We start from the raw sequence: 17,170 nt of genomic DNA on the forward strand, positions 1-17,170 counted from the left end.
ACAAACACAACAGGCCACCACCCAAGCTGAATGGCCTGAACGCCACAAAATCTCCGCCCGCCCAAAAACCAAGAGGCGAAGGATCATCCTTCGCCTCTGACGTAACAGCTGGCTACTCGCTCTGGGGCAGGAACTGCAGTTCCGGCGCCGAGGAGGTCAGCACATCGGCGCAATAATCCCAGGTCGAGATGCGATAGTGCTGCAGATCTTCATCCAGATGCAGACCATCCGACTCCTGATGGAACCAGCTGGCAAAACGGGATGGGGTGATGAGCTGGATCTGCTCTTCGATGGCGTGACTATCCTTCCCCTCGGCCAGATCGCAATCCTCGATGACCCGCAGGGCATAGATATGGCGAAAATAGACCCGGCAGAGGATTTGCGGGGGCAGATCGATGCTGCGTGCCCGACCCAGCATGATGGTCAGGGAGTCGCTCCAGAGATCCTGATGCAGCTCGGCCACAACCAGACCGGGCGGTAGCTGGCGGGACGGAGCCCAAGGGACGGCAACCTGCCGAATGGCATTTTTCTGTTCCATATTCACCTCACGACGACTCGCTCCCTGTCTTGAGTCTATCTGAACCACATAGTCCCGGCGAAGGCAATCGATGGACAATAAAAACGGCAATAAAAAAGCCGACGTATCAAACGTCGGCGAATAAAAAGTGCTTACAACAGAGGATTCACATATTCAGACCCGTGGGTCGAAAGATTGGTTCCCTCTTTTTGTAATTAATTTTCGGCGCGTTTAAACATCAGGGTATTGGCGTCCGACTCTTCCGGCACGAAGTAGTAGCCCTCGGCGTTGAAACCGGTCAGCTGCTCCACCTCGGTCAGACGGTGCTTGATGATGTGGCGAGCCATCATGCCGCGCGCCTTCTTGGCGTAGAAGCTGATGATCTTGAACTGGCCGTTCTTCTCATCCTTGAACACCGGCGTGACAATCCGCCCTTTCAGGCTCTTGGGTCGTACCGACTTGAAATACTCGTCGGAGGCCAGATTGATCAGCACTTCATCCCCCTGCGCAGCCAGCGCGTCGTTGAGATGGTGAGTGATCACCTCCCCCCAGAACTGGTAGAGATCCTTGCCGCGATCATTGTCGAGCTTGGTCCCCATCTCCAGCCGGTAGGGCATCATCAGATCGAGGGGACGAAGCACGCCGTAGAGGCCTGAGAGCATCCGCAGGTGTGCCTGAGCGAAGTCAAAATCGGCCTCGCTGAAATCCTCTACCGCCAAACCGGTGTAGACATCCCCCTTGAAGGCCAGCAGCGCCTGACGGGCATTGGCGGGGGTGAAATCTGGCTGCCACTCGGCAAAACGGGCGGCATTGAGACCGGCCAGCTTGTCGCTGATCTTCATCAAAGTGGCGATCTGGTCCGGGCTCAGTTGGCGGGCCCGGCTAATCAGTTCGGCGGAGTGATCCAGCAGCTCGGGTTGGGTGAAACGGGGTGTCACCAGCGGTGACTCGTAATCCAGCGTCTTGGCCGGGGAAACCACAATCAGCATAACGTTCCTTTATGGCGAGGGGCCGAACGGCAGAGCGGCCCCATGATTCATTCATCCAGCGTCACATTGTCCAGCGTACCGGTGCCGAGCCGTTCGCGACCGGAGAGCTTGATCAGCAGTCGCAGGTCGTTGGCCGAGTCGGCGTGGGCGAGTGCCTCACTGTAGCCAATCTGGCCGGCGCAGAACAGGCTGAAGAGCGCCTGATCGAAGGTCTGCATACCCAGCTCGGTCGATTTGGTCATCACCTCCTTGAGGCGATGCATCTCTCCCTTGCGGATGATGTCGGTGATGAGCGGGGTATTGAGCAGGATCTCGAACGCGGCGCAGCGCCGCTTGCCATCCATACTCGGCACCAACTGCTGGGCGACGATGGCCTTGAGGTTGAAAGAGAGATCGAACAGGAACTGGCGGTGTTTGTCTTGCGGCACCAGATGGAGGATGCGATCCAGCGCCTGGTTGGCATTGTTGGCATGCAAAGTGGCGAGACAAAGGTGTCCCGTCTCGGCGAATTGCAGGGCAAACTCCATGGTCTCCTGACTTCGGATCTCGCCGATCAGGATCACGTCCGGCGCCTGACGCAGCGAACTTTTCAGCGCCACATCGAACGACTCGGTGTCGATCCCCACCTCTCGCTGGGTCACCAGACTGCGACCATGCTGATGGACGAACTCCACCGGATCTTCCACCGTCAGAATGTGACCATCGGCATGCTGGTTGCGATAGCCGATCATCGCCGCCTGGGTAGTCGATTTGCCCGCCCCGGTGGCGCCGACAAACAGCACCAGCCCCCGCTTGGCCATCGCCACCTCTTGCAGGATCTTGGGTAGCTGCAAATCTTCAAAGGTGGGAATGCGGGTCTCGATACGCCGCACCACCATGCCGGGCAGCTCCTGCTGCCAGAAGGCACTGACCCGAAAACGGCCAAGCGCTTCGCGATAGATCGCGTAGTTGGCCTCCTTGGTGCGGATATAGCGCTCGAAGTGATCGCTGCTGAGGGTATCCCTGACCAGCGTTAGCGCCCCCTTCTTGTCGAGCGCTTCGCCCCCCAGCGACACCAGATGGCCATTTACCTTGAGGGTGGGCGGCGAGCCCACCGTCACAAACAGATCCGATCCCTTTCGCTCGACCAGCTCGCTCAGCAGATCATCCAGATTCATCATCTATCCCTCCCTGGGTGCGAGTCTCTTAAATGCTGTTGGGATCAACAGCCTTGGCCTTGGCATCGAGGGATGCCACCACGCCGCGGCTCACCAGCTGCTTGAGGCTCTGATCCATGGTCTGCATACCGTGGGTCATCCCGGTCTGGATCACCGAGTAGAGCTGGGCAATCTTGTCCTCCCGGATCAGGTTACGGACCGCAGGAATACCCATCATGATCTCGTGAGCCGCCACCCGACCGCCACCGATACGCTTGAGCAGGGTCTGGGAGATGACCGCCCGCAGGGATTCGGAGAGCATGGAGCGCACCATGTCCTTCTCCGCACCTGGGAAGACGTCGATGATACGGTCGATGGTCTTGGCCGCCGACGAGGTGTGCAGGGTGCCAAACACCAGGTGGCCGGTTTCGGCGGCAGTCATAGCCAGACGAATGGTCTCAAGGTCGCGCATCTCGCCCACCAGAATGATGTCCGGGTCTTCCCGCAGTGCCGAGCGTAGGGCGTTGCTGAAGCTCTTGGTATCCCGGTGCACTTCCCGCTGGTTCACCAGACAGCGCTTGTTCTCGTGGACGAATTCGATGGGGTCTTCAATGGTGAGGATATGGTGATGGAAGTTCTCGTTGATGTAATTGACCATAGCCGCCAGGGTGGTCGACTTACCGGAACCGGTCGGGCCGGTTACCAACACCAGACCCCGCGGGAACTCGGCAATCTTGCGGAAGATCTCCGGCGCATCGAGATCTTCGAGGCTCAGCACAGTGCTGGGGATGGTACGAAATACCGCGCCCGAACCGCGCGCCTGCTGGAAGGCGTTAACCCGGAAACGGGCCAGATTGGGCACCTCGAACGAGAAGTCGACCTCGAAGTTCTCCTCCAGCTCCTTGCGCTGATGGTCGTTCATGATGTCGTAAATGAGGGCATGCACTTCCCGATGTTCCAGGGCGGGCAAATTGATCTTGCGAACCTCACCATCAACCCTGATCATCGGGGGAACCCCGGCCGAGAGGTGTAGATCCGAGGCTTTATGCTTTACACTGAAAGCCAATAACTCTGTGATATCCATAGACTTGTCATTCTCCCATCACAAGATCACTAACGAAATATGAACCAGATTGCCCAGCACCTGTTTCAGGTAAAGGAACGTATTGCCCAGGCCGCCGAACGGGCGAGCCGCAACCTGCAGCAGATCCGCCTGCTGGCCGTGAGCAAGACCAAACCTGTCGAGGCCATCATGGCCGCCCATGCCGCAGGTCAGCGCTGCTTTGGCGAATCCTACGCTCAGGAAGCAGCGGCCAAGATCGATACCTTGCGCCAGCAGCCGGAATATAGCGACATAGAGTGGCACTTTATCGGCCCTTTACAATCGAACAAATCCAAACTGGTCGCCGAACGGTTTGACTGGGTGCAGAGCGTGGATCGGGACAAGCTGATCGACCGCCTCAACAACCAGCGCCCAACTACAATGGCACCGCTAAATGTTTGTCTGCAAATCAATATTAGCGGAGAGAGCAGCAAATCCGGAACGTCGGAACAAGAGATTTTCCGCCTTGCCGAGCTGGTCTCCCACAGTGAGCGACTGGTGCTGCGGGGGCTGATGGCCATTCCCGAACACACCAGTGACGAGAGCGTACTGGCCGCCCAAATGACCCGTATGCAGACTCTGTTCACCGAGCTTGCGCGACAATACCCCACGGTGGATACCCTCTCGATGGGGATGACCGAGGATCTCGAACTGGCGATAGCCCACGGCAGCACCATGGTGCGGGTCGGCACCGCCATCTTCGGCGCCCGTGACTACTCATAGGCAAGGCCAGCGGATAACCCATACATCCGCTTCTTGCCGCGACTTCATCAACAGGAGCGTTTGATGGAACACCGAATTCTGGCGCCAGGTGGTGCAGGCAGCGCCAACCTCGCCGCGACCCCATATGCTACAGGAGCATCTGATGCAGCATAGAACGCTGGCCTTTATCGGCGCGGGCAACATGAGCCGCAGCATCATCGCCGGACTGGTCAAGTCGGGTTATCCCGCCGGGCAGATCACTGCTGCCAACCCCAGTCTGCCCAAGCTGGAAGCGCTGGCGAGCGAACATGGCATTCGCATCACCCAGAGTAATGCCGAGGCGGCCCGAGACGCCGAAGTGATCGTGCTGGCAGTCAAGCCACAGCTGATGGCCGGCATGCTGGCAGCACTGGTTGAAGAGCTGGGATCCCTTGAGGGCAAGCTGCTCATCTCCATCGCGGCCGGTATCAAGGTGGCGCGCCTTGGCGAGATGGCCGGTGGCCACGACCGCATCATCCGCACCATGCCCAATACCCCTGCCCTGCTGGGTATGGGCATGACCGGCCTCTATGCGCCCGAGCATATTGCCGCCGCGGATCGCGCGTTTGCCGAGCAGATGATGCAGGCGGTCGGCAAGACCCTCTGGGTGGAGCAGGAGTCCGGCATCAACGGCGTCATCGCCGCGGCGGGCAGTGCCCCGGCCTACTTCTTCCTCTTTATGCAGGCCATCGCCGAAGAGGCGGAGGCAATGGGCTTCTCGCCCGAGCAGGCACGCCTGCTGGTGCAGCAGACCGCGCTGGGCGCAGCCGCCATGGTGGAGCAAAACCCCGAGCTGGCGCTGCAAACCCTGCGTGAGCAGGTGACCAGCAAGGGCGGCACCACAGCCGAAGCCATCAACACCTTCCAGCAGCAGGGGCTGATACCGCTGACTGCACAAGCCATGCAGGCGGCCGTCGCTCGCGCCACCGAAATGGAAACCCTCTTCTAACAGGAGCCCAGATGAACACTGCTTACTTTCTGATTAACACCGTTTTCGATCTCTACCTGATGGTGATCCTGCTGCGCGTCTGGCTGCAGTGGGCCCGCGCCGACTTCTACAACCCGATGAGCCAGATGGTGGTCAAGCTGACCAATCCGCTGGTGATCCCGCTGCGCCGCGTTATCCCGGGCTTTGGCGGCATCGATCTCGCCTCCGTGGTGCTGGCGCTGGTCATCGCCTTCGCCAAGCTTGCCCTGCTCAAGAGCATGAGCGTGCTGCTGGCAGACTGGCTCAGCATCAGCCTGTTTGCCGCGCTGACCGTGCTGAAAAAAGCGGGCTCGATGATCTTCTGGGTACTGCTGATCCGCGCCATCCTGAGCTGGGTCAGCCAGGGCCGCAACCCCATCGAATACGTGATGCATCAGCTGACCGAGCCGTTTCTCGCCCCTATCCGCCGCGTACTGCCGGCACTGGGCGGACTGGATCTCTCGGTGCTGGTCGCCTTTATCGGCCTGCAAGCCATCAACTACCTGCTGGGTGACCTGTTCGGCCAGCTGTGGTGGATGATTTGATGCCAGCCGTCCTGCAACAAGGGGATGAACTGGTACTGCATCTGGTGATCCAGCCCAAGGCGAGTCGGGATCAGATCATCGGACTGCATGGCGAAGAGCTGAAAGTGGCCATCACGGCACCGCCCGTCGATGGCCAGGCCAACAGCCATCTGATCAAGTTTCTGGCCAAGCAGTTCAAGGTGGCCAAGGGCCAGGTAACCATAGTGCGGGGCGAGCTGGGGCGACACAAAACCGTCGCCATCGACAGCCCCAAACAGTTGCCGCAAGAAGTGAGTGCACTGCTGAATGACACGCAAGGCTGAATGAATCGGCCTGCGCCAACCGTAGATATGAGAGGGATGACAGATGAAAACAGCCTGGATGAGTGGCCTGCTGGCACTGCTGATGACCCTGCCGCTCAAGGCAGAACAGATGAAGGAGCTGGGGCCGTGGTTGGTGCACTACAACGCCTTCAACTCCAGCTTCCTCACACCGGAGGTCGCCAAGGCGTATGGACTGGAGCGCAGTCGCTACAACGCCATCATCAATATCGCGGTACAGGACAAGCAGAAAGTGGCGCAAGCCGTGGGGATCACCGGCGAGGCCAAGAACCTGACCGGCACCATCCGCACCCTGAACTTTCAGGAGGTAAAAGAGGGCGATGCCATCTACTATCTGGCGACCCTCCCCTACCGCAACGAAGATACCTATCAGTTCACCCTGAAGATCATGGGCGGTGGGCAGCAACAGAACCTCAGCTTCCAGCAGACCTTCTACGTCGACTGAGCAGCAACAAGAAGCCCCGAACAAGATCGGGGGCTTCATTTTATCCATATGACAAGGGCGCCATCAGGGCGCCCTTGTTACATCTATTCCGTACGTACCACAGCGGTTACAGGGCGAGGAACAGACCGGCCAGACAGGCGCTCATCAGGTTCGCCAGCACGCCGGAGAGAATGGCGCGCATGCCGTAACGGGCGATGAAGGATTTGCGCTCCGGCACCATGGAGCCCAGACCACCGATCAGGATCGCCATGGAGGAGATGTTGGCAAAGCCGCACAGGGCGAAGGTCACGATGGCCTTGCTCGACTCGCTCAGGGTCTGATCCTGCACCAGACCGATAAAGGCGACGAACTCGTTGACCACGATCTTGGTACCGATCAGGGCGCCAGCGGCTTGCGCCTGATCCCAGGGTACCCCGATCAGCCAGGAGACGGGGGCAAACAGCCAGCCCAGAATGATCTGGAAGCTCAGATCCAGCCCTACCAGACCGCCAGCCCAGCCGAGCAGGCCATTGAGCATGGCGATCACCCCAACGAAGGCCAGCAGGGTCGCACCGACTGCCACCGCGATATTGAGGCCGGACATGGCGCCATCGGCCGCCGCTTCAATCACGTTGGTGGCGCGGGGGATCTCGACATCCTGATGGTGATCGACCTCTTCAGCTCCCGGCGGCACCAGGATTTTGGCCATCGCCAGACCGGCAGGGGCCGACATGAAGGCTGCCGCGATCAGGTATTTCAGCTCAACCCCGAGGCTGGCATAGCCCACCAGGGTGCCACCGGCGACGGAGGCGAGACCACAGCTCATCACAGCGAAGAACTGGGAATCGGACATCTTGGAGAGGTAGGGTTTGACCACCAGCGGCGCTTCCACCATGCCGACGAAGATGTTGGCGGTCGCGGAGAGGCTCTCGGCACGGCCGGTGCCCAGCAATTTCTGCAAGCCACCACCCAGCAGGGCGATCACCCGCGGCATGATGCCGATGTGGTAGAGGATGGCGATCACCGCGGAGAAGAAGATGATGACCGGCAACACGTTGAAGGCAAAGATGAAGCCCAGCTTGAACTTGGCCAGATCGCCGAACAGGAAAGCGATCCCCTCCTGACCATAACCGATCACGCTGCTTACGCTCTCGCTGACCCCGTTCAGCACATGCTGACCGGCAGGCAGCCAGAGCACCAGACCGGCAAACATGATTTGCAGGCAGAGGGCAAGGCCAACTGTTCGCAACGGGATACGACGACGATTATCAGAGCAGATCACGGCAAGCGCCAGGATACTCAGGATGCCGAGCAGGGCAATCATAGGGACTCCATCAGGTGGGGCAAAAGATGGGCGCGGATTCTGCGCCTCTCACCCCGTCACTGCAAGTCCGCTTGGTTACAACCCTGTTAGAAAAAACGTTTGCACGATATCGGTTGCGCCAACTGGTTGATTTGGTTCGGTTTTAGTATCAGGAGAAATCGAGAGTTCTTAAATGGAAACAATCATTCCTCGCCGCCGGACAATTTACCCCCGAGCCAGGGGGCCAGTCGCTGCTCCCAATAGGGTTCGGGGCCAAAGCGGGCCTTGAGGAAATCGATGAAGAGACGGATCTTGGGATCCAGATGTTCGCGCCGGGCATAAACGGCGTGTACCGCCATCTGCTGGTTCGGTCGCCACCCTGGCAATACCGGGATTAGCTTGCCGCTCTGTAACTCCTTGTCCAGCAAGTAGTTGGCGATATAGGCGATGCCGAGCCCGGCCAGTGCCGCATCCCGCACCGCCTCCGCCATATCCACCCGATAGTTGCCCGCCACCTGCACCGTCTGGCGCTCCTTGCCCTGGCGAAACGACCACTGGTGATAGCGCCGCTCCCGACTCTGGTAAGTGATGCAATTGTGTTGGGCCAGATCCTTGGGATGAAGCGGCGTGCCGTGGCTCAGCAGATAATCCGGCGAAGCCGCCACCACGAAGCCGATGTCGGCCAGCCGCTGTCCCACCAGCCCTTCCGGCTTGTCCTCATAGGTGGTAAGCCAGAGATCCAGCCCCTCATCCACCAGATTGGTTCTGTGGTCGAACAGCGAGACTTCCAGCTCCAGCTCGGGATAGCGATCCTGAAACGCCTTGAGATGGGGAATGACGTGCAGACGGCCAAAAGATTGGCCCACCCCGAGATGGAGCACGCCGCTCACCTTGCCACGCCGCTCGGCGATCATGGAGTCCGCCTCCTGCGCCACCGCCACCAGCGCATGACAATGACGGGCATACTCCTGACCCAGCTCGGTCAGGACGAAGCGGCGGGTGGTGCGCTGCACCAGCTGGGCGCCAAGGGTGGTCTCCAGCAGCGCCAGCTGCTTGCTGATATGGGATTTGGAGACCCCGAGACGACGGGCGGCGGCAGAGATCCCCTGCTCGCGCACCAGCGCATCGAAGATCACCATTTGAGGAAGACGTTGCAGCACAGGATAACCGGGTTGAGTGGCGGGAGCCCATTATTCCAGAGCCGCCCGCCAAGGGGTAGGGTCAGAGCCCCAGCGCCCGGGTGATCTGCAGTTTGAGGGGGTCGTCAGCCGGATTCTGGTTAGCGCCGTAGCTGGCGATCAGCTTGCCATCGCGCCCCACCAGATACTTGTGGAAGTTCCAGTTCGGCTCATCCCCATCAGCGGCCGCCGCCAGCCCCTTGAACAGTGGCACAGCATCGGAGCCCCGCACCGCTACCCGATTGAACATGGGGAAGGTGACGCCATAGTCGCGGCGACACACCTCGGCTGTCTTGGTCTCGTTGCCCGCCTCCTGCCAGAAATCGTTGGAGGGAAAACCCAGAATAATCAGTCCTTTATCCTTGTAGCTCTGGTAGAGCTTCTCCAGATCGCGGAACTGGCCGCTGTAGCCGCAGTAGGAGGCGGTATTGACTACCAGTACCACCTTGCCCTCGGTCAGCTGACAGAGGTTATGGCGCTGAGAGTTGTTTAGCTCCCGCATCTCCACATGGAAATAATCGGGGCACGCCGCAGAGGCCGCGCCGGCCCCCAATAACAGCAACAGAGTGAACCATTTCATCGCCAAGACTCCTTTTGTTTTGTCCATCATACGCGGTTACCAGAGCCGCAGTTCACTCTCAATGCAGGGGAATGCCGGTCAGCCAACCGTGGCCCCAGAACACCAGCAGCGCGGTGGCAACCAGGCCCGCCCCGACGCTGATGCCGGTGCCCGTCCAGTTGGCCGCCGGACGGGGATATCGCTGCCAGTCCCGCACCGAAATCCAGACCATGCTCACCAGCGCCCACAGCCCGATGCCGCCAAACAGCACCAGAGATCGCGCCTCGCTGTTGACCAGCAGATGGGCCACCGCCCAGAGCAGGGTACCGAGCAGTTGGGGATGCACCAGCCAACGGCGCAGATGGTTGGGCCCCTGGCCGGAGAAGAAGAGGATCAGCGCAAAGGGCATCATCACCGTCATGGTCGTCGGCCCCCACTCCGGCAGGAAGTAGAGCGGCAGCGAGCTGGACGACCGCCAACCGGCGATGATGCAGGCGATGGCGATAAACACCAGCAGGGAGAAGAGCCCCTTGTAGCGATTCTCACCCAGCCGTTCTCTCAGTCGCGCCCGATGGGCCACCGCAAAACAGGGGTAGAGATGGATCAGGGTAAACAGCGCAACCCCCAGGGTCAGCAGGAACATGAGTCTCTCCTTGTACTTGGTACGACCACTATGCCGTAAAGGGAGATTTGCGCCTATCAAAACCGCGCTTACCCATGGAGTCAGAAGTGTGGCAAGACAAAGGAGCAGAAAGAAAAGAGCCGATCACGATGGATCGGCAAATAAGTGCCAGGGCAGTCAGACATCTCGCGGGATGGGAGATGCCCCAAACGGGGATATTGAGTGGCCGATGGGGCGCATCGGCCGAACCGGATCAGCCCTTGAGCTGATAGAGCGCTGCTACGTTGCGCGCAGTGAGTTGAATGTTGGTGCTGGCGCTCTCCAGCGCCTCCGGCAGAGACATGGCACGGTTGACCACGGCGAAAACTGCATCCAGCCCGTGCTCGTGCACCACGCCGCAATCATCGGTCAGACAGCCGGAGATACCGATCACCGGCTTGCCGAACTGCTTGGCGCAACGTGCGACACCGATTGGCGTCTTGCCATGGATGGTCTGGCTGTCGATGCGACCTTCACCAGTAATGACCAGATCCGCATCGGCCACTTCCTCGGCCAGTTTCAGCGCTTCGATGACGATCTGGATGCCGGGCTTGAGCTCGGCACCAAGCAGGCCGACCAGCGCGGCACCCATGCCACCGGCAGCCCCCGCCCCCGGAATATCCTTCACCTGCTTGCCAAGGGCCTGCTCAATGCAGTCGGCGTAGCGGGCGAGGTTGGCATCGAGCTGCGCCACGATCTCTGGAGTCGCCCCCTTTTGCGGGCCAAACACTGCAGAGGCGCCTTTCGGGCCGCACAGCGGGTTGTTCACATCGCACGCCACCTCGATAACCAGCTCGCTCAGACGCGGATCCAGACCGCTCAGATCGATGGTCGCGAGCTCACTGAGACCTGCGCCACCCAGCTCGATGGCAGAGCCATCGGCTTTGAGCAGCTTGCCACCGAGCGCCTGGATCATGCCGGCACCGCCGTCATTGGTGGCGCTGCCGCCGATACCGAGGATCAGATGTTTCACCCCCATCTCCAGCGCAGCCAGGATCAGCTCGCCAGTGCCGAAGCTGGAGGTGAGCAGCGGATTGCGCTGCTCGGGCGCCACCAGATGAATGCCGGAGGCGGCGGCCATCTCGATGACTGCGCGCTCGCCATCACCCAGCAGGCCGACGAAGCCCTGCACCTTGTTGCCAAGGGGCGCGGTCACTTCGACCGGCAGGATGCGGCCACCGGTGGCATCCACCAGCGATTGCACCGTGCCTTCACCGCCATCGGCCATCGGCAATTTGACGTAGGTGGCGTTTGGCAACACCTGTTTGAAACCGGCCTCGATGGCATCAGCTACCGCCATGGCGCTCAGACTCTCCTTGAATGAATCGGGGGCAATAACAATTTTCATATCAATTCCTTAGGCGAGGCCAAACACGCCAAACATCAGGGTGGAGACAGTGGCAATGGTCAGACCGACTGCAGTTTCGTAAGGGATAAGTTTCAGGCGCTCACCTACCCCCATGTGGACGCTGCCACCGGTGGCATGGAAAAAAGAGCCGTGGGGCATGTGGTCAAACACGGTGGCACCGGCATGGATCATCGCCGCTCCGGCCAGACTGCTGATCCCCAGTTCAATCAGGGTGGAGCTGAATACGTTGGAGGCCACCACGGTACCGGCGGTAGTCGAGGCGGTTGCCAGCGACATCAGAGCACCGGAGATAGGCGCCAGCAGGTAAGAAGGCAGACCGGAGGCAGTCAGGCCGCTGATCAGCACATCTTTCAGGCCGGAGTTGGCGATGATGCCTGCCAGGGTACCGGTACCCAGCAGCATGATGGCGACCGGCGCCATACGAGCGAGGCCGGAGACTGCAAACTGGTTCACCTTGCTGAATTTACCCATCATCAGGGCGCCGACCAGACCACCGAGGGGCAGTGCAATCAGCGGATCCACCACGATACCGGCGACCGGCCGCAGGGCCAGCAGCAGGATGGCGACCAGCGGCGCGCTGATGGCGGCGGCAAAGCCCGGCAGTTTGGTGCCCTCGAAGCTCACTACCTCGTCGGCGGCGACCTTGCTGCCCTTGTTGTTCAGCCGCTTGGCGAGCCAGTAGGCCATCACCAGACCGAACAGACCCGGGATGATGCCCGCCGCCATCACCGAAGTGAGGGGCAGATGGAAGGCGTCAGCCGCGGCAATGGCGTTGGGATTGGGGGACATCACGTTGCCCGCCTTGCCACCGCCGATCATCGCCAGCAGGATGGCCGCCTTGGAGAGGTCGGCACGGCGGGCAATGGCCAGCGCGATGGGGGCGACCGTGATAACGGCCACATCCACGAATACGCCGACCGCAGTCAGGATCAGAGTCGCCAGCGCCAGTGCCAGCAGGGCGCGGGTTTCACCCAGCTTCTTGACGATGGTCTCGGCGATAGTGGTGGCCGCACCCGATTCGATCAGCACGCCCGCCAGTACACCGGCCGCCAGGATCCGCATCACCGCTGTGGTGATCCCCTGGGCGCCGCCGATCATCAGGGCGACGGTCTGGGTCAGATCGGCACCGCCAATCAGGCCACCGGCCAGGGCACCCACGATCATGCCGTAAGCGGGCGGCACCTTCTTCAAAATGAGGATGATGGCGATGGAGAGCGCCGCGATGGCGCCAAGGGCTGTAACCGGGATCATGACGGACACCTTCAATGGGAGTGAATGGCCGTCATTATGGAGATCTGCAATCAGAATGCTTTGGCTTAATAGCCAAAAATTGCGTCATTTAAAAGTAGTTTTTTGTCTAATTTTACAATCACAAGTCGAGATTAAGGCCGAGATAGAGCAAAAATTTGTCGTCTAACTTGTTGAAATTCAACCCGGTTATCTGCTCTATCCGCCCCAGACGATAGCGCAGGGTATTGGGGTGAATGAACAAGGCTTCGGCACAGCGATGCAGATCACAATCCTGCAAGAAATAGTGGCGCAGGGTCTTCTGCAGCGCCCCCTTGCCATCTTCCCGGGCCAGTTTCTGCAGCGGTGTGCGCAGCTGATCCGCCTGCCAGGAGTCCGCCAGACTGCCCAGCAGCACCGGCAAACGGTAGTCCTCAAAGAAGTAGACCTGCTTGCGCGGCGCCTGCCGCATGCCACGGCGCAGGGTATCTCGCGCCGTCTGGTAAGAGCGCGCCAACCCGTCGATCCCGGCGAAGTAATCGCCCACCGCGATATGCACCTTGAAGTGGGGAATGCGCGCCAGCAACTGTTTGATCCGGCTGCGCTCCTGCGCCGATTGCCAGACGCCCTCACTCAATTGCGCCGGTTTGAGCACAACTATCTCGTCGAGCCCGTTGATGGCGACCAGATTGTCCCGCTCCGGATTTTCCAGCTGATGAACCAGCTCTCGCAGACGCGCCGGATCCGCCTCCTCCAGCGCAAGCACGGCCACCACCCTGGGCTGGGCCAACTCCAGTCCGAGAAAACGGGCCGCCTGCTGCAATTGATCTACTCGCCCCTCACCACGAATGAGCTGCAACACCAACTCCTCCTTGTGGCGCTTGTCCCACTGCAACTGCTCGGTAAACGCCGCCTGCTCCAGGATCAGCTCGGCGGTCATCCGCACCAGTTCGGCGTAAGCACGAACTTCCTCCGGATCGCCGGAGATGCCGATCACCCCGATCAGCTCCCCCTGATAGGAGATGGGCAAATTGATGCCGGGTCGCACCCCTTTGAGCTGCAAAGCAGTCGCTTCGCTGATCTCCACCACCCGGTTTTCGGTGAGCGCCAGCACAGCCCCTTCGTGGCGCTGATGGATCCGTTCCGGATTGCCGGACGCAATGATGAGACCGTGTTCGTCCATCACGTTGACCGAGAACGACAGGATCTTCATCGCCCGTGCGACGATCTGGCGGGCAAGGTTATCGTTTAGCTGCATAACATCTCCGGACAAGGGGCTGATCTGACTACGTCACCACGAGGCGATTCAGGGCACATGGGCGCAAAGATGCCACATCATCAAGACAAGCGAGAGGGGGATCGCTAGAATAGGCCACTTTACCCGATGTGTGCCCCGCCATGGAGCAGGAATTGCGTGCTTGCACCCGCCTGCCCGTGATGGCCCATCCCCCCGATCTGGACTGTGCTATGGATTATGAATTTCGCCGCGACCCGTTTGGTGGCTATCGCGCCCGGTTCTCCATGGGCCATGAAGCCATCGGTCAGTGGCTGATCGACGAGGTTGGCAAGGATGAGGAGAAGCTCGACGAGCTCTTCTCCATCATTGACCAGCTCTCCAACCGCACCCGAGTCGAATACCGGCTCAACGGCGGTGACTACTCCCTGCTGCTGACCCATGAAGAGGCGGAGGTGAAAGCCAACGCCCTCAATATCGAGCTGGGTGAGGATCTTGACGATCTCGCCTACTACGATGATGAGCAGCTGGCCATGTGCGGGCTGGAAGATTTTGCCCAGGTGCTCGGCTCCTGGCGCGCCTTTATCCGTAACGAGGATATGGGCTGATTGACCCAATGTCGGGCAAATGTGCCCTTTTGCCTAACTCAACAGGATTGACTATGTCTATTTACGATTTTGATGACGAACTGCCGGAAGACGAAGAACAGGAATCCACCAAGAAAGCGGCTGCACCTGCCAAGAAGAAAGGCAAGCAGGTGATGAACACCCAGGTCAACCTGAGCCCGCGCGATGCCAGCCGTCTGAACGGCATGCACGTTGAAGCTATCGCCACGCTGGACGACGTCAGCCTGCCGAAGAACGTCATCTTCAAGGCCGGCCTGATCGCCTTGGGCGAACTCGAAGCCAGCAAGCGCGCCGATATCATCGCCCGCGTGATCGCAGAATCAGGCCGCTAATCGCCCCTGAAGGCATAAAGAAAGCCGGAGCCACTGCTCCGGCTTTTTGTTTTCCGCCTAGGCACTCTCAACGGCAATCGATCCCCTTTCCGGCTCGGGAGACCAGTTGGTCATAGCGACCATCGGCACGGGCGGCAGCCAGGGCATGATTGAAGCGCTCAAGCAGGTTGGCGGCCTCCGGATACTGCCGTGAAATGATCAGGTAAAAGGTGTCGCTCTGACGAAAGTGGGGCAATGCCTGCAGATGGCAGGGGTCGCCAAACAGCTGACGGCTGGCATCCCGGGTCACCGTCTCGTTCATCGGCAGCAGATCGATCCGTTTGCGATCCAGCAGTTGCAGACACTGTGCCAGGGTCTTGGGGCGCTGCAGATCCAGCCCGAAACGCTTGATCACCCCGTCGGCATGGCTGGTGCTCCACCCCAGCGGAATGCAGACTCGCAGCCCTTGCCAGCGGCCAGCCTGAATGGCCTCGCTCCCCCGATAGGTAAACCAGGAGAGGCGATCTATATGAATGGGAGCGCTGTAGTGGAAGAGCTTGGCCCGATCGGCAGTCCAGGCGTAGGGGAAGGTGGCCGCGACCAACCCATTGCGGGTCAACTGATAGCCGCGGGGCCAGGGCAGGTAGTCGACCTGGAGCTCTCGATACCCGGCCTCTTGCAGCAGGGTCGTCACCAGCCGGGTGCTCTCGCCGCCTTCAGGCAGTGCCTTGCCGGTATAGGGGGTGAACTCACCGGTCACCAGCAGCAAGGGTGCGGCCTGCAGCCAGACACACCAACAACACAACAACCACAGACAGTTCTTCATCAGCTGCTCTCCCTTTACCCTGTTGATGAGTATAGAGAAGGGATCCGACCACCTCCTGCGCGGTTGTCCTGCTGACGCCCACTTGTTAAGGTTGCCGCCTGCCTCGATCAAGGAGATCCAATGTTACCCCTTCCCGACTCATTCATCTGGGGCGCGCTGGCGCTGGCCGTGCTGCTTGCCCTCTTCCGCCAGCGTCTTCCCGCCTTTGCCCTGCTGGGACTCTCCCTGCTGCTGGCACTGTGGCTTGACCGAATGACACTACCTGCCCTGCTGGTCTCGGTCGCAGGATTACTGCTGGCGTGGCGTACGCCAACCCTCCCCGCCCGCTGGGCGATGGCGGCCAGAGTGGTGCTGCTCCTCTGGGCGATTGCGCTGACCCTGCACCTGATCCCCGGCTTCAACAATCTCAAGGTGCTGGATCAGGCGCTGGCAGGCCCCGCCAGCGTGCCGTTCAACATGTATCTGAACCTCGACAAGCCGCTGCTGCTCTTTGGCTTGCTGCTGGCCTGCCCGATGCTGCTGGGCAAGGGGGGCGCAATCCGCTGGCGCCCGTTGGCCCTGTTGCTGCTGCCGCTGGGTGCCCTGCTGGTCATCGCCTGGCAGTTGGGGGCACTGAAACCGGAAGTGGGTCTGCCCCACTGGTGGTGGCTGTTTGCACTCAACAATCTGCTGTTCACCTGTGTGGCAGAAGAGGCGCTGTTTCGCGGCGCGATCCAGCAGGGGCTGACCGAACGTTACCGCCCCTGGATTGGCATCGTCGTGGCTGCGCTACTGTTCGGAGCCCTCCACCTGCCCGGTGGCCCACTGCTGGCGCTGTTTGCGACCCTGGCAGGCTGCTGCTACGGCCTGGCATTCCAGCTCAGCGGGCGACTCTCCGTGGCCATCCTGATCCACTTCGCCTTCAACTTCGCCCATCTGGCGCTCTTCACCTACCCGCTGGCCCACCGCTAACTCCTAAAGGCGCCTGACACGGGCGCCTTCCCTCGCTCTTCCCTCTCTCTTTAAGCGTGCTGCCTCGCTCGCTTTACACCTCCACAAAGCTCCAAACAAAACCAATCCATTTACTTGTAACCAAAATGTAAACAAACTGACCTCTGCATTCGCCATAACAGTCACTTTCCATTGCCCTGCAACC

The 17,170-nt window shown here is 60.2% G+C and carries 20 protein-coding genes; 8 read left to right on the forward strand and 12 right to left on the reverse strand.

The window, feature by feature from the left end; translation table 11 throughout:
* Positions 1 to 112 precede the first annotated feature (112 nt).
* The 4 genes from AACT07_RS16430 to tapT form a co-directional block, all read right to left on the reverse strand.
* A complete protein-coding gene (locus AACT07_RS16430; protein WP_005340360.1) occupies positions 113 to 538 on the reverse strand; it encodes a hypothetical protein in 426 nt (141 codons plus the stop codon).
* A 194-nt stretch (positions 539 to 732) separates the two neighbouring features.
* Positions 733 to 1,506, reverse strand: a complete 774-nt coding sequence (gene yaaA / locus AACT07_RS16435; RefSeq protein WP_040067414.1) for a peroxide stress protein YaaA — start codon at positions 1,504 to 1,506, stop codon at positions 733 to 735.
* Between the two features lie 47 nt (positions 1,507 to 1,553).
* Complete coding sequence (tapU, locus tag AACT07_RS16440; protein ID WP_005340356.1) at positions 1,554 to 2,663, reverse strand: type IVa pilus ATPase TapU; 1,110 nt, start codon at positions 2,661 to 2,663, stop codon at positions 1,554 to 1,556.
* 28 nt (positions 2,664 to 2,691) lie between these two features.
* Complete coding sequence (gene tapT / locus AACT07_RS16445) at positions 2,692 to 3,726, reverse strand: type IVa pilus ATPase TapT (protein WP_005340354.1); 1,035 nt, start codon at positions 3,724 to 3,726, stop codon at positions 2,692 to 2,694.
* Positions 3,727 to 3,765: 39 nt separating this feature from the next.
* On the opposite strand from tapT, the gene AACT07_RS16450 reads away from it, so the two are divergent.
* The 5 genes from AACT07_RS16450 to AACT07_RS16470 all read left to right on the forward strand — a co-directional run bounded on the left by AACT07_RS16450 (position 3,766) and on the right by AACT07_RS16470 (position 6,762).
* Positions 3,766 to 4,467, forward strand: coding sequence for a YggS family pyridoxal phosphate-dependent enzyme (locus tag AACT07_RS16450; RefSeq protein WP_013724131.1), 702 nt, complete (start codon positions 3,766 to 3,768; stop codon positions 4,465 to 4,467).
* A gap of 142 nt (positions 4,468 to 4,609) precedes the next feature.
* Complete coding sequence (proC, locus tag AACT07_RS16455) at positions 4,610 to 5,434, forward strand: pyrroline-5-carboxylate reductase (RefSeq protein ID WP_069528949.1); 825 nt, start codon at positions 4,610 to 4,612, stop codon at positions 5,432 to 5,434.
* 11 nt (positions 5,435 to 5,445) lie between these two features.
* Positions 5,446 to 5,997 carry a YggT family protein gene (locus tag AACT07_RS16460; RefSeq protein ID WP_069528951.1) on the forward strand — a complete coding sequence of 184 codons (552 nt, stop codon included), beginning with the start codon at positions 5,446 to 5,448 and terminating at the stop codon, positions 5,995 to 5,997.
* Positions 5,997 to 6,299, forward strand: a complete 303-nt coding sequence (gene yggU / locus AACT07_RS16465; RefSeq protein WP_021230942.1) for a DUF167 family protein YggU — start codon at positions 5,997 to 5,999, stop codon at positions 6,297 to 6,299. The genes AACT07_RS16460 and yggU overlap by 1 nt, the downstream gene beginning before the upstream one ends.
* A 43-nt stretch (positions 6,300 to 6,342) precedes the next feature.
* Entirely contained in the window at positions 6,343 to 6,762 is a 420-nt protein-coding gene (locus AACT07_RS16470) for a DUF4426 domain-containing protein (protein ID WP_005340339.1), read from the forward strand.
* 106 nt (positions 6,763 to 6,868) lie between these two features.
* On the opposite strand, the gene AACT07_RS16475 is transcribed toward AACT07_RS16470, so the two are convergent.
* From AACT07_RS16475 to AACT07_RS16505, 7 genes are all read right to left on the reverse strand, one after another.
* Complete coding sequence (locus AACT07_RS16475) at positions 6,869 to 8,065, reverse strand: NupC/NupG family nucleoside CNT transporter (protein ID WP_005348874.1); 1,197 nt, start codon at positions 8,063 to 8,065, stop codon at positions 6,869 to 6,871.
* Positions 8,066 to 8,247: 182 nt separating this feature from the next.
* The gene (locus AACT07_RS16480) at positions 8,248 to 9,183 is read right to left on the reverse strand and encodes a LysR family transcriptional regulator (protein ID WP_005340335.1); all 936 of its coding nucleotides are present in this window, start codon (positions 9,181 to 9,183) and stop codon (positions 8,248 to 8,250) included.
* Positions 9,184 to 9,265: 82 nt separating this feature from the next.
* A complete protein-coding gene (locus AACT07_RS16485; protein ID WP_069528953.1) occupies positions 9,266 to 9,802 on the reverse strand; it encodes a glutathione peroxidase in 537 nt (178 codons plus the stop codon).
* Positions 9,803 to 9,860: 58 nt separating this feature from the next.
* Positions 9,861 to 10,424, reverse strand: a complete 564-nt coding sequence (locus AACT07_RS16490; protein WP_069528955.1) for an NnrU family protein — start codon at positions 10,422 to 10,424, stop codon at positions 9,861 to 9,863.
* Between the two features lie 232 nt (positions 10,425 to 10,656).
* Positions 10,657 to 11,790: a glycerate kinase gene (locus tag AACT07_RS16495; protein WP_069528957.1), complete on the reverse strand. Its 1,134-nt coding sequence runs from the start codon at positions 11,788 to 11,790 to the stop codon at positions 10,657 to 10,659.
* Between the two features lie 9 nt (positions 11,791 to 11,799).
* A complete protein-coding gene (locus AACT07_RS16500; RefSeq protein WP_058059709.1) occupies positions 11,800 to 13,062 on the reverse strand; it encodes a GntP family permease in 1,263 nt (420 codons plus the stop codon).
* A gap of 118 nt (positions 13,063 to 13,180) precedes the next feature.
* Positions 13,181 to 14,296, reverse strand: a complete 1,116-nt coding sequence (locus tag AACT07_RS16505) for a sugar diacid recognition domain-containing protein (protein WP_069528959.1) — start codon at positions 14,294 to 14,296, stop codon at positions 13,181 to 13,183.
* Positions 14,297 to 14,505: 209 nt separating this feature from the next.
* On the opposite strand from AACT07_RS16505, the gene AACT07_RS16510 reads away from it, so the two are divergent.
* On the forward strand, positions 14,506 to 14,880 hold the full coding sequence (locus tag AACT07_RS16510) for a YacL family protein (protein WP_031227767.1): 375 nt from the start codon (positions 14,506 to 14,508) through the stop codon (positions 14,878 to 14,880).
* A gap of 53 nt (positions 14,881 to 14,933) precedes the next feature.
* Positions 14,934 to 15,230, forward strand: coding sequence for a hypothetical protein (locus tag AACT07_RS16515; protein ID WP_005340323.1), 297 nt, complete (start codon positions 14,934 to 14,936; stop codon positions 15,228 to 15,230).
* 67 nt (positions 15,231 to 15,297) lie between these two features.
* On the opposite strand, the gene AACT07_RS16520 is transcribed toward AACT07_RS16515, so the two are convergent.
* Positions 15,298 to 16,035 (reverse strand): substrate-binding periplasmic protein, encoded by a 738-nt coding sequence (locus AACT07_RS16520; RefSeq protein ID WP_069528961.1) that lies wholly within the window; start codon positions 16,033 to 16,035, stop codon positions 15,298 to 15,300.
* Between the two features lie 120 nt (positions 16,036 to 16,155).
* On the opposite strand from AACT07_RS16520, the gene AACT07_RS16525 reads away from it, so the two are divergent.
* Positions 16,156 to 16,986 carry a CPBP family intramembrane glutamic endopeptidase gene (locus tag AACT07_RS16525; protein ID WP_069528963.1) on the forward strand — a complete coding sequence of 277 codons (831 nt, stop codon included), beginning with the start codon at positions 16,156 to 16,158 and terminating at the stop codon, positions 16,984 to 16,986.
* Positions 16,987 to 17,170: the final 184 nt, after the last annotated feature.

Origin of the sequence: Aeromonas sp. ANP5 (genome assembly GCF_963870295.1) — a bacterium.
In the GTDB taxonomy this organism is placed as follows: Bacteria; Pseudomonadota; Gammaproteobacteria; order Enterobacterales; family Aeromonadaceae; genus Aeromonas; species Aeromonas veronii.

What these genes read in the sequence shown, in the direction of transcription:
- AACT07_RS16515 (WP_005340323.1), top strand. Translation starts at nt 14,934, where the DNA reads ATGTCTATTTACGATTTTGATGACGAACTGCCGGAAGACGAAGAACAG.
- yaaA (WP_040067414.1), bottom strand. Translation starts at nt 1,506, where the DNA reads ATGCTGATTGTGGTTTCCCCGGCCAAGACGCTGGATTACGAGTCACCG.
- yggU (WP_021230942.1), top strand. Translation starts at nt 5,997, where the DNA reads ATGCCAGCCGTCCTGCAACAAGGGGATGAACTGGTACTGCATCTGGTG.
- AACT07_RS16450 (WP_013724131.1), top strand. Translation starts at nt 3,766, where the DNA reads ATGAACCAGATTGCCCAGCACCTGTTTCAGGTAAAGGAACGTATTGCC.
- AACT07_RS16470 (WP_005340339.1), top strand. Translation starts at nt 6,343, where the DNA reads ATGAAAACAGCCTGGATGAGTGGCCTGCTGGCACTGCTGATGACCCTG.
- AACT07_RS16510 (WP_031227767.1), top strand. Translation starts at nt 14,506, where the DNA reads ATGGATTATGAATTTCGCCGCGACCCGTTTGGTGGCTATCGCGCCCGG.
- AACT07_RS16430 (WP_005340360.1), bottom strand. Translation starts at nt 538, where the DNA reads ATGGAACAGAAAAATGCCATTCGGCAGGTTGCCGTCCCTTGGGCTCCG.
- AACT07_RS16475 (WP_005348874.1), bottom strand. Translation starts at nt 8,065, where the DNA reads ATGATTGCCCTGCTCGGCATCCTGAGTATCCTGGCGCTTGCCGTGATC.
- AACT07_RS16520 (WP_069528961.1), bottom strand. Translation starts at nt 16,035, where the DNA reads ATGAAGAACTGTCTGTGGTTGTTGTGTTGTTGGTGTGTCTGGCTGCAG.
- AACT07_RS16460 (WP_069528951.1), top strand. Translation starts at nt 5,446, where the DNA reads ATGAACACTGCTTACTTTCTGATTAACACCGTTTTCGATCTCTACCTG.
- AACT07_RS16480 (WP_005340335.1), bottom strand. Translation starts at nt 9,183, where the DNA reads ATGGTGATCTTCGATGCGCTGGTGCGCGAGCAGGGGATCTCTGCCGCC.
- AACT07_RS16485 (WP_069528953.1), bottom strand. Translation starts at nt 9,802, where the DNA reads ATGAAATGGTTCACTCTGTTGCTGTTATTGGGGGCCGGCGCGGCCTCT.
- AACT07_RS16525 (WP_069528963.1), top strand. Translation starts at nt 16,156, where the DNA reads ATGTTACCCCTTCCCGACTCATTCATCTGGGGCGCGCTGGCGCTGGCC.
- AACT07_RS16490 (WP_069528955.1), bottom strand. Translation starts at nt 10,424, where the DNA reads ATGTTCCTGCTGACCCTGGGGGTTGCGCTGTTTACCCTGATCCATCTC.
- AACT07_RS16505 (WP_069528959.1), bottom strand. Translation starts at nt 14,296, where the DNA reads ATGCAGCTAAACGATAACCTTGCCCGCCAGATCGTCGCACGGGCGATG.
- AACT07_RS16495 (WP_069528957.1), bottom strand. Translation starts at nt 11,790, where the DNA reads ATGAAAATTGTTATTGCCCCCGATTCATTCAAGGAGAGTCTGAGCGCC.
- tapT (WP_005340354.1), bottom strand. Translation starts at nt 3,726, where the DNA reads ATGGATATCACAGAGTTATTGGCTTTCAGTGTAAAGCATAAAGCCTCG.
- proC (WP_069528949.1), top strand. Translation starts at nt 4,610, where the DNA reads ATGCAGCATAGAACGCTGGCCTTTATCGGCGCGGGCAACATGAGCCGC.
- AACT07_RS16500 (WP_058059709.1), bottom strand. Translation starts at nt 13,062, where the DNA reads ATGATCCCGGTTACAGCCCTTGGCGCCATCGCGGCGCTCTCCATCGCC.
- tapU (WP_005340356.1), bottom strand. Translation starts at nt 2,663, where the DNA reads ATGAATCTGGATGATCTGCTGAGCGAGCTGGTCGAGCGAAAGGGATCG.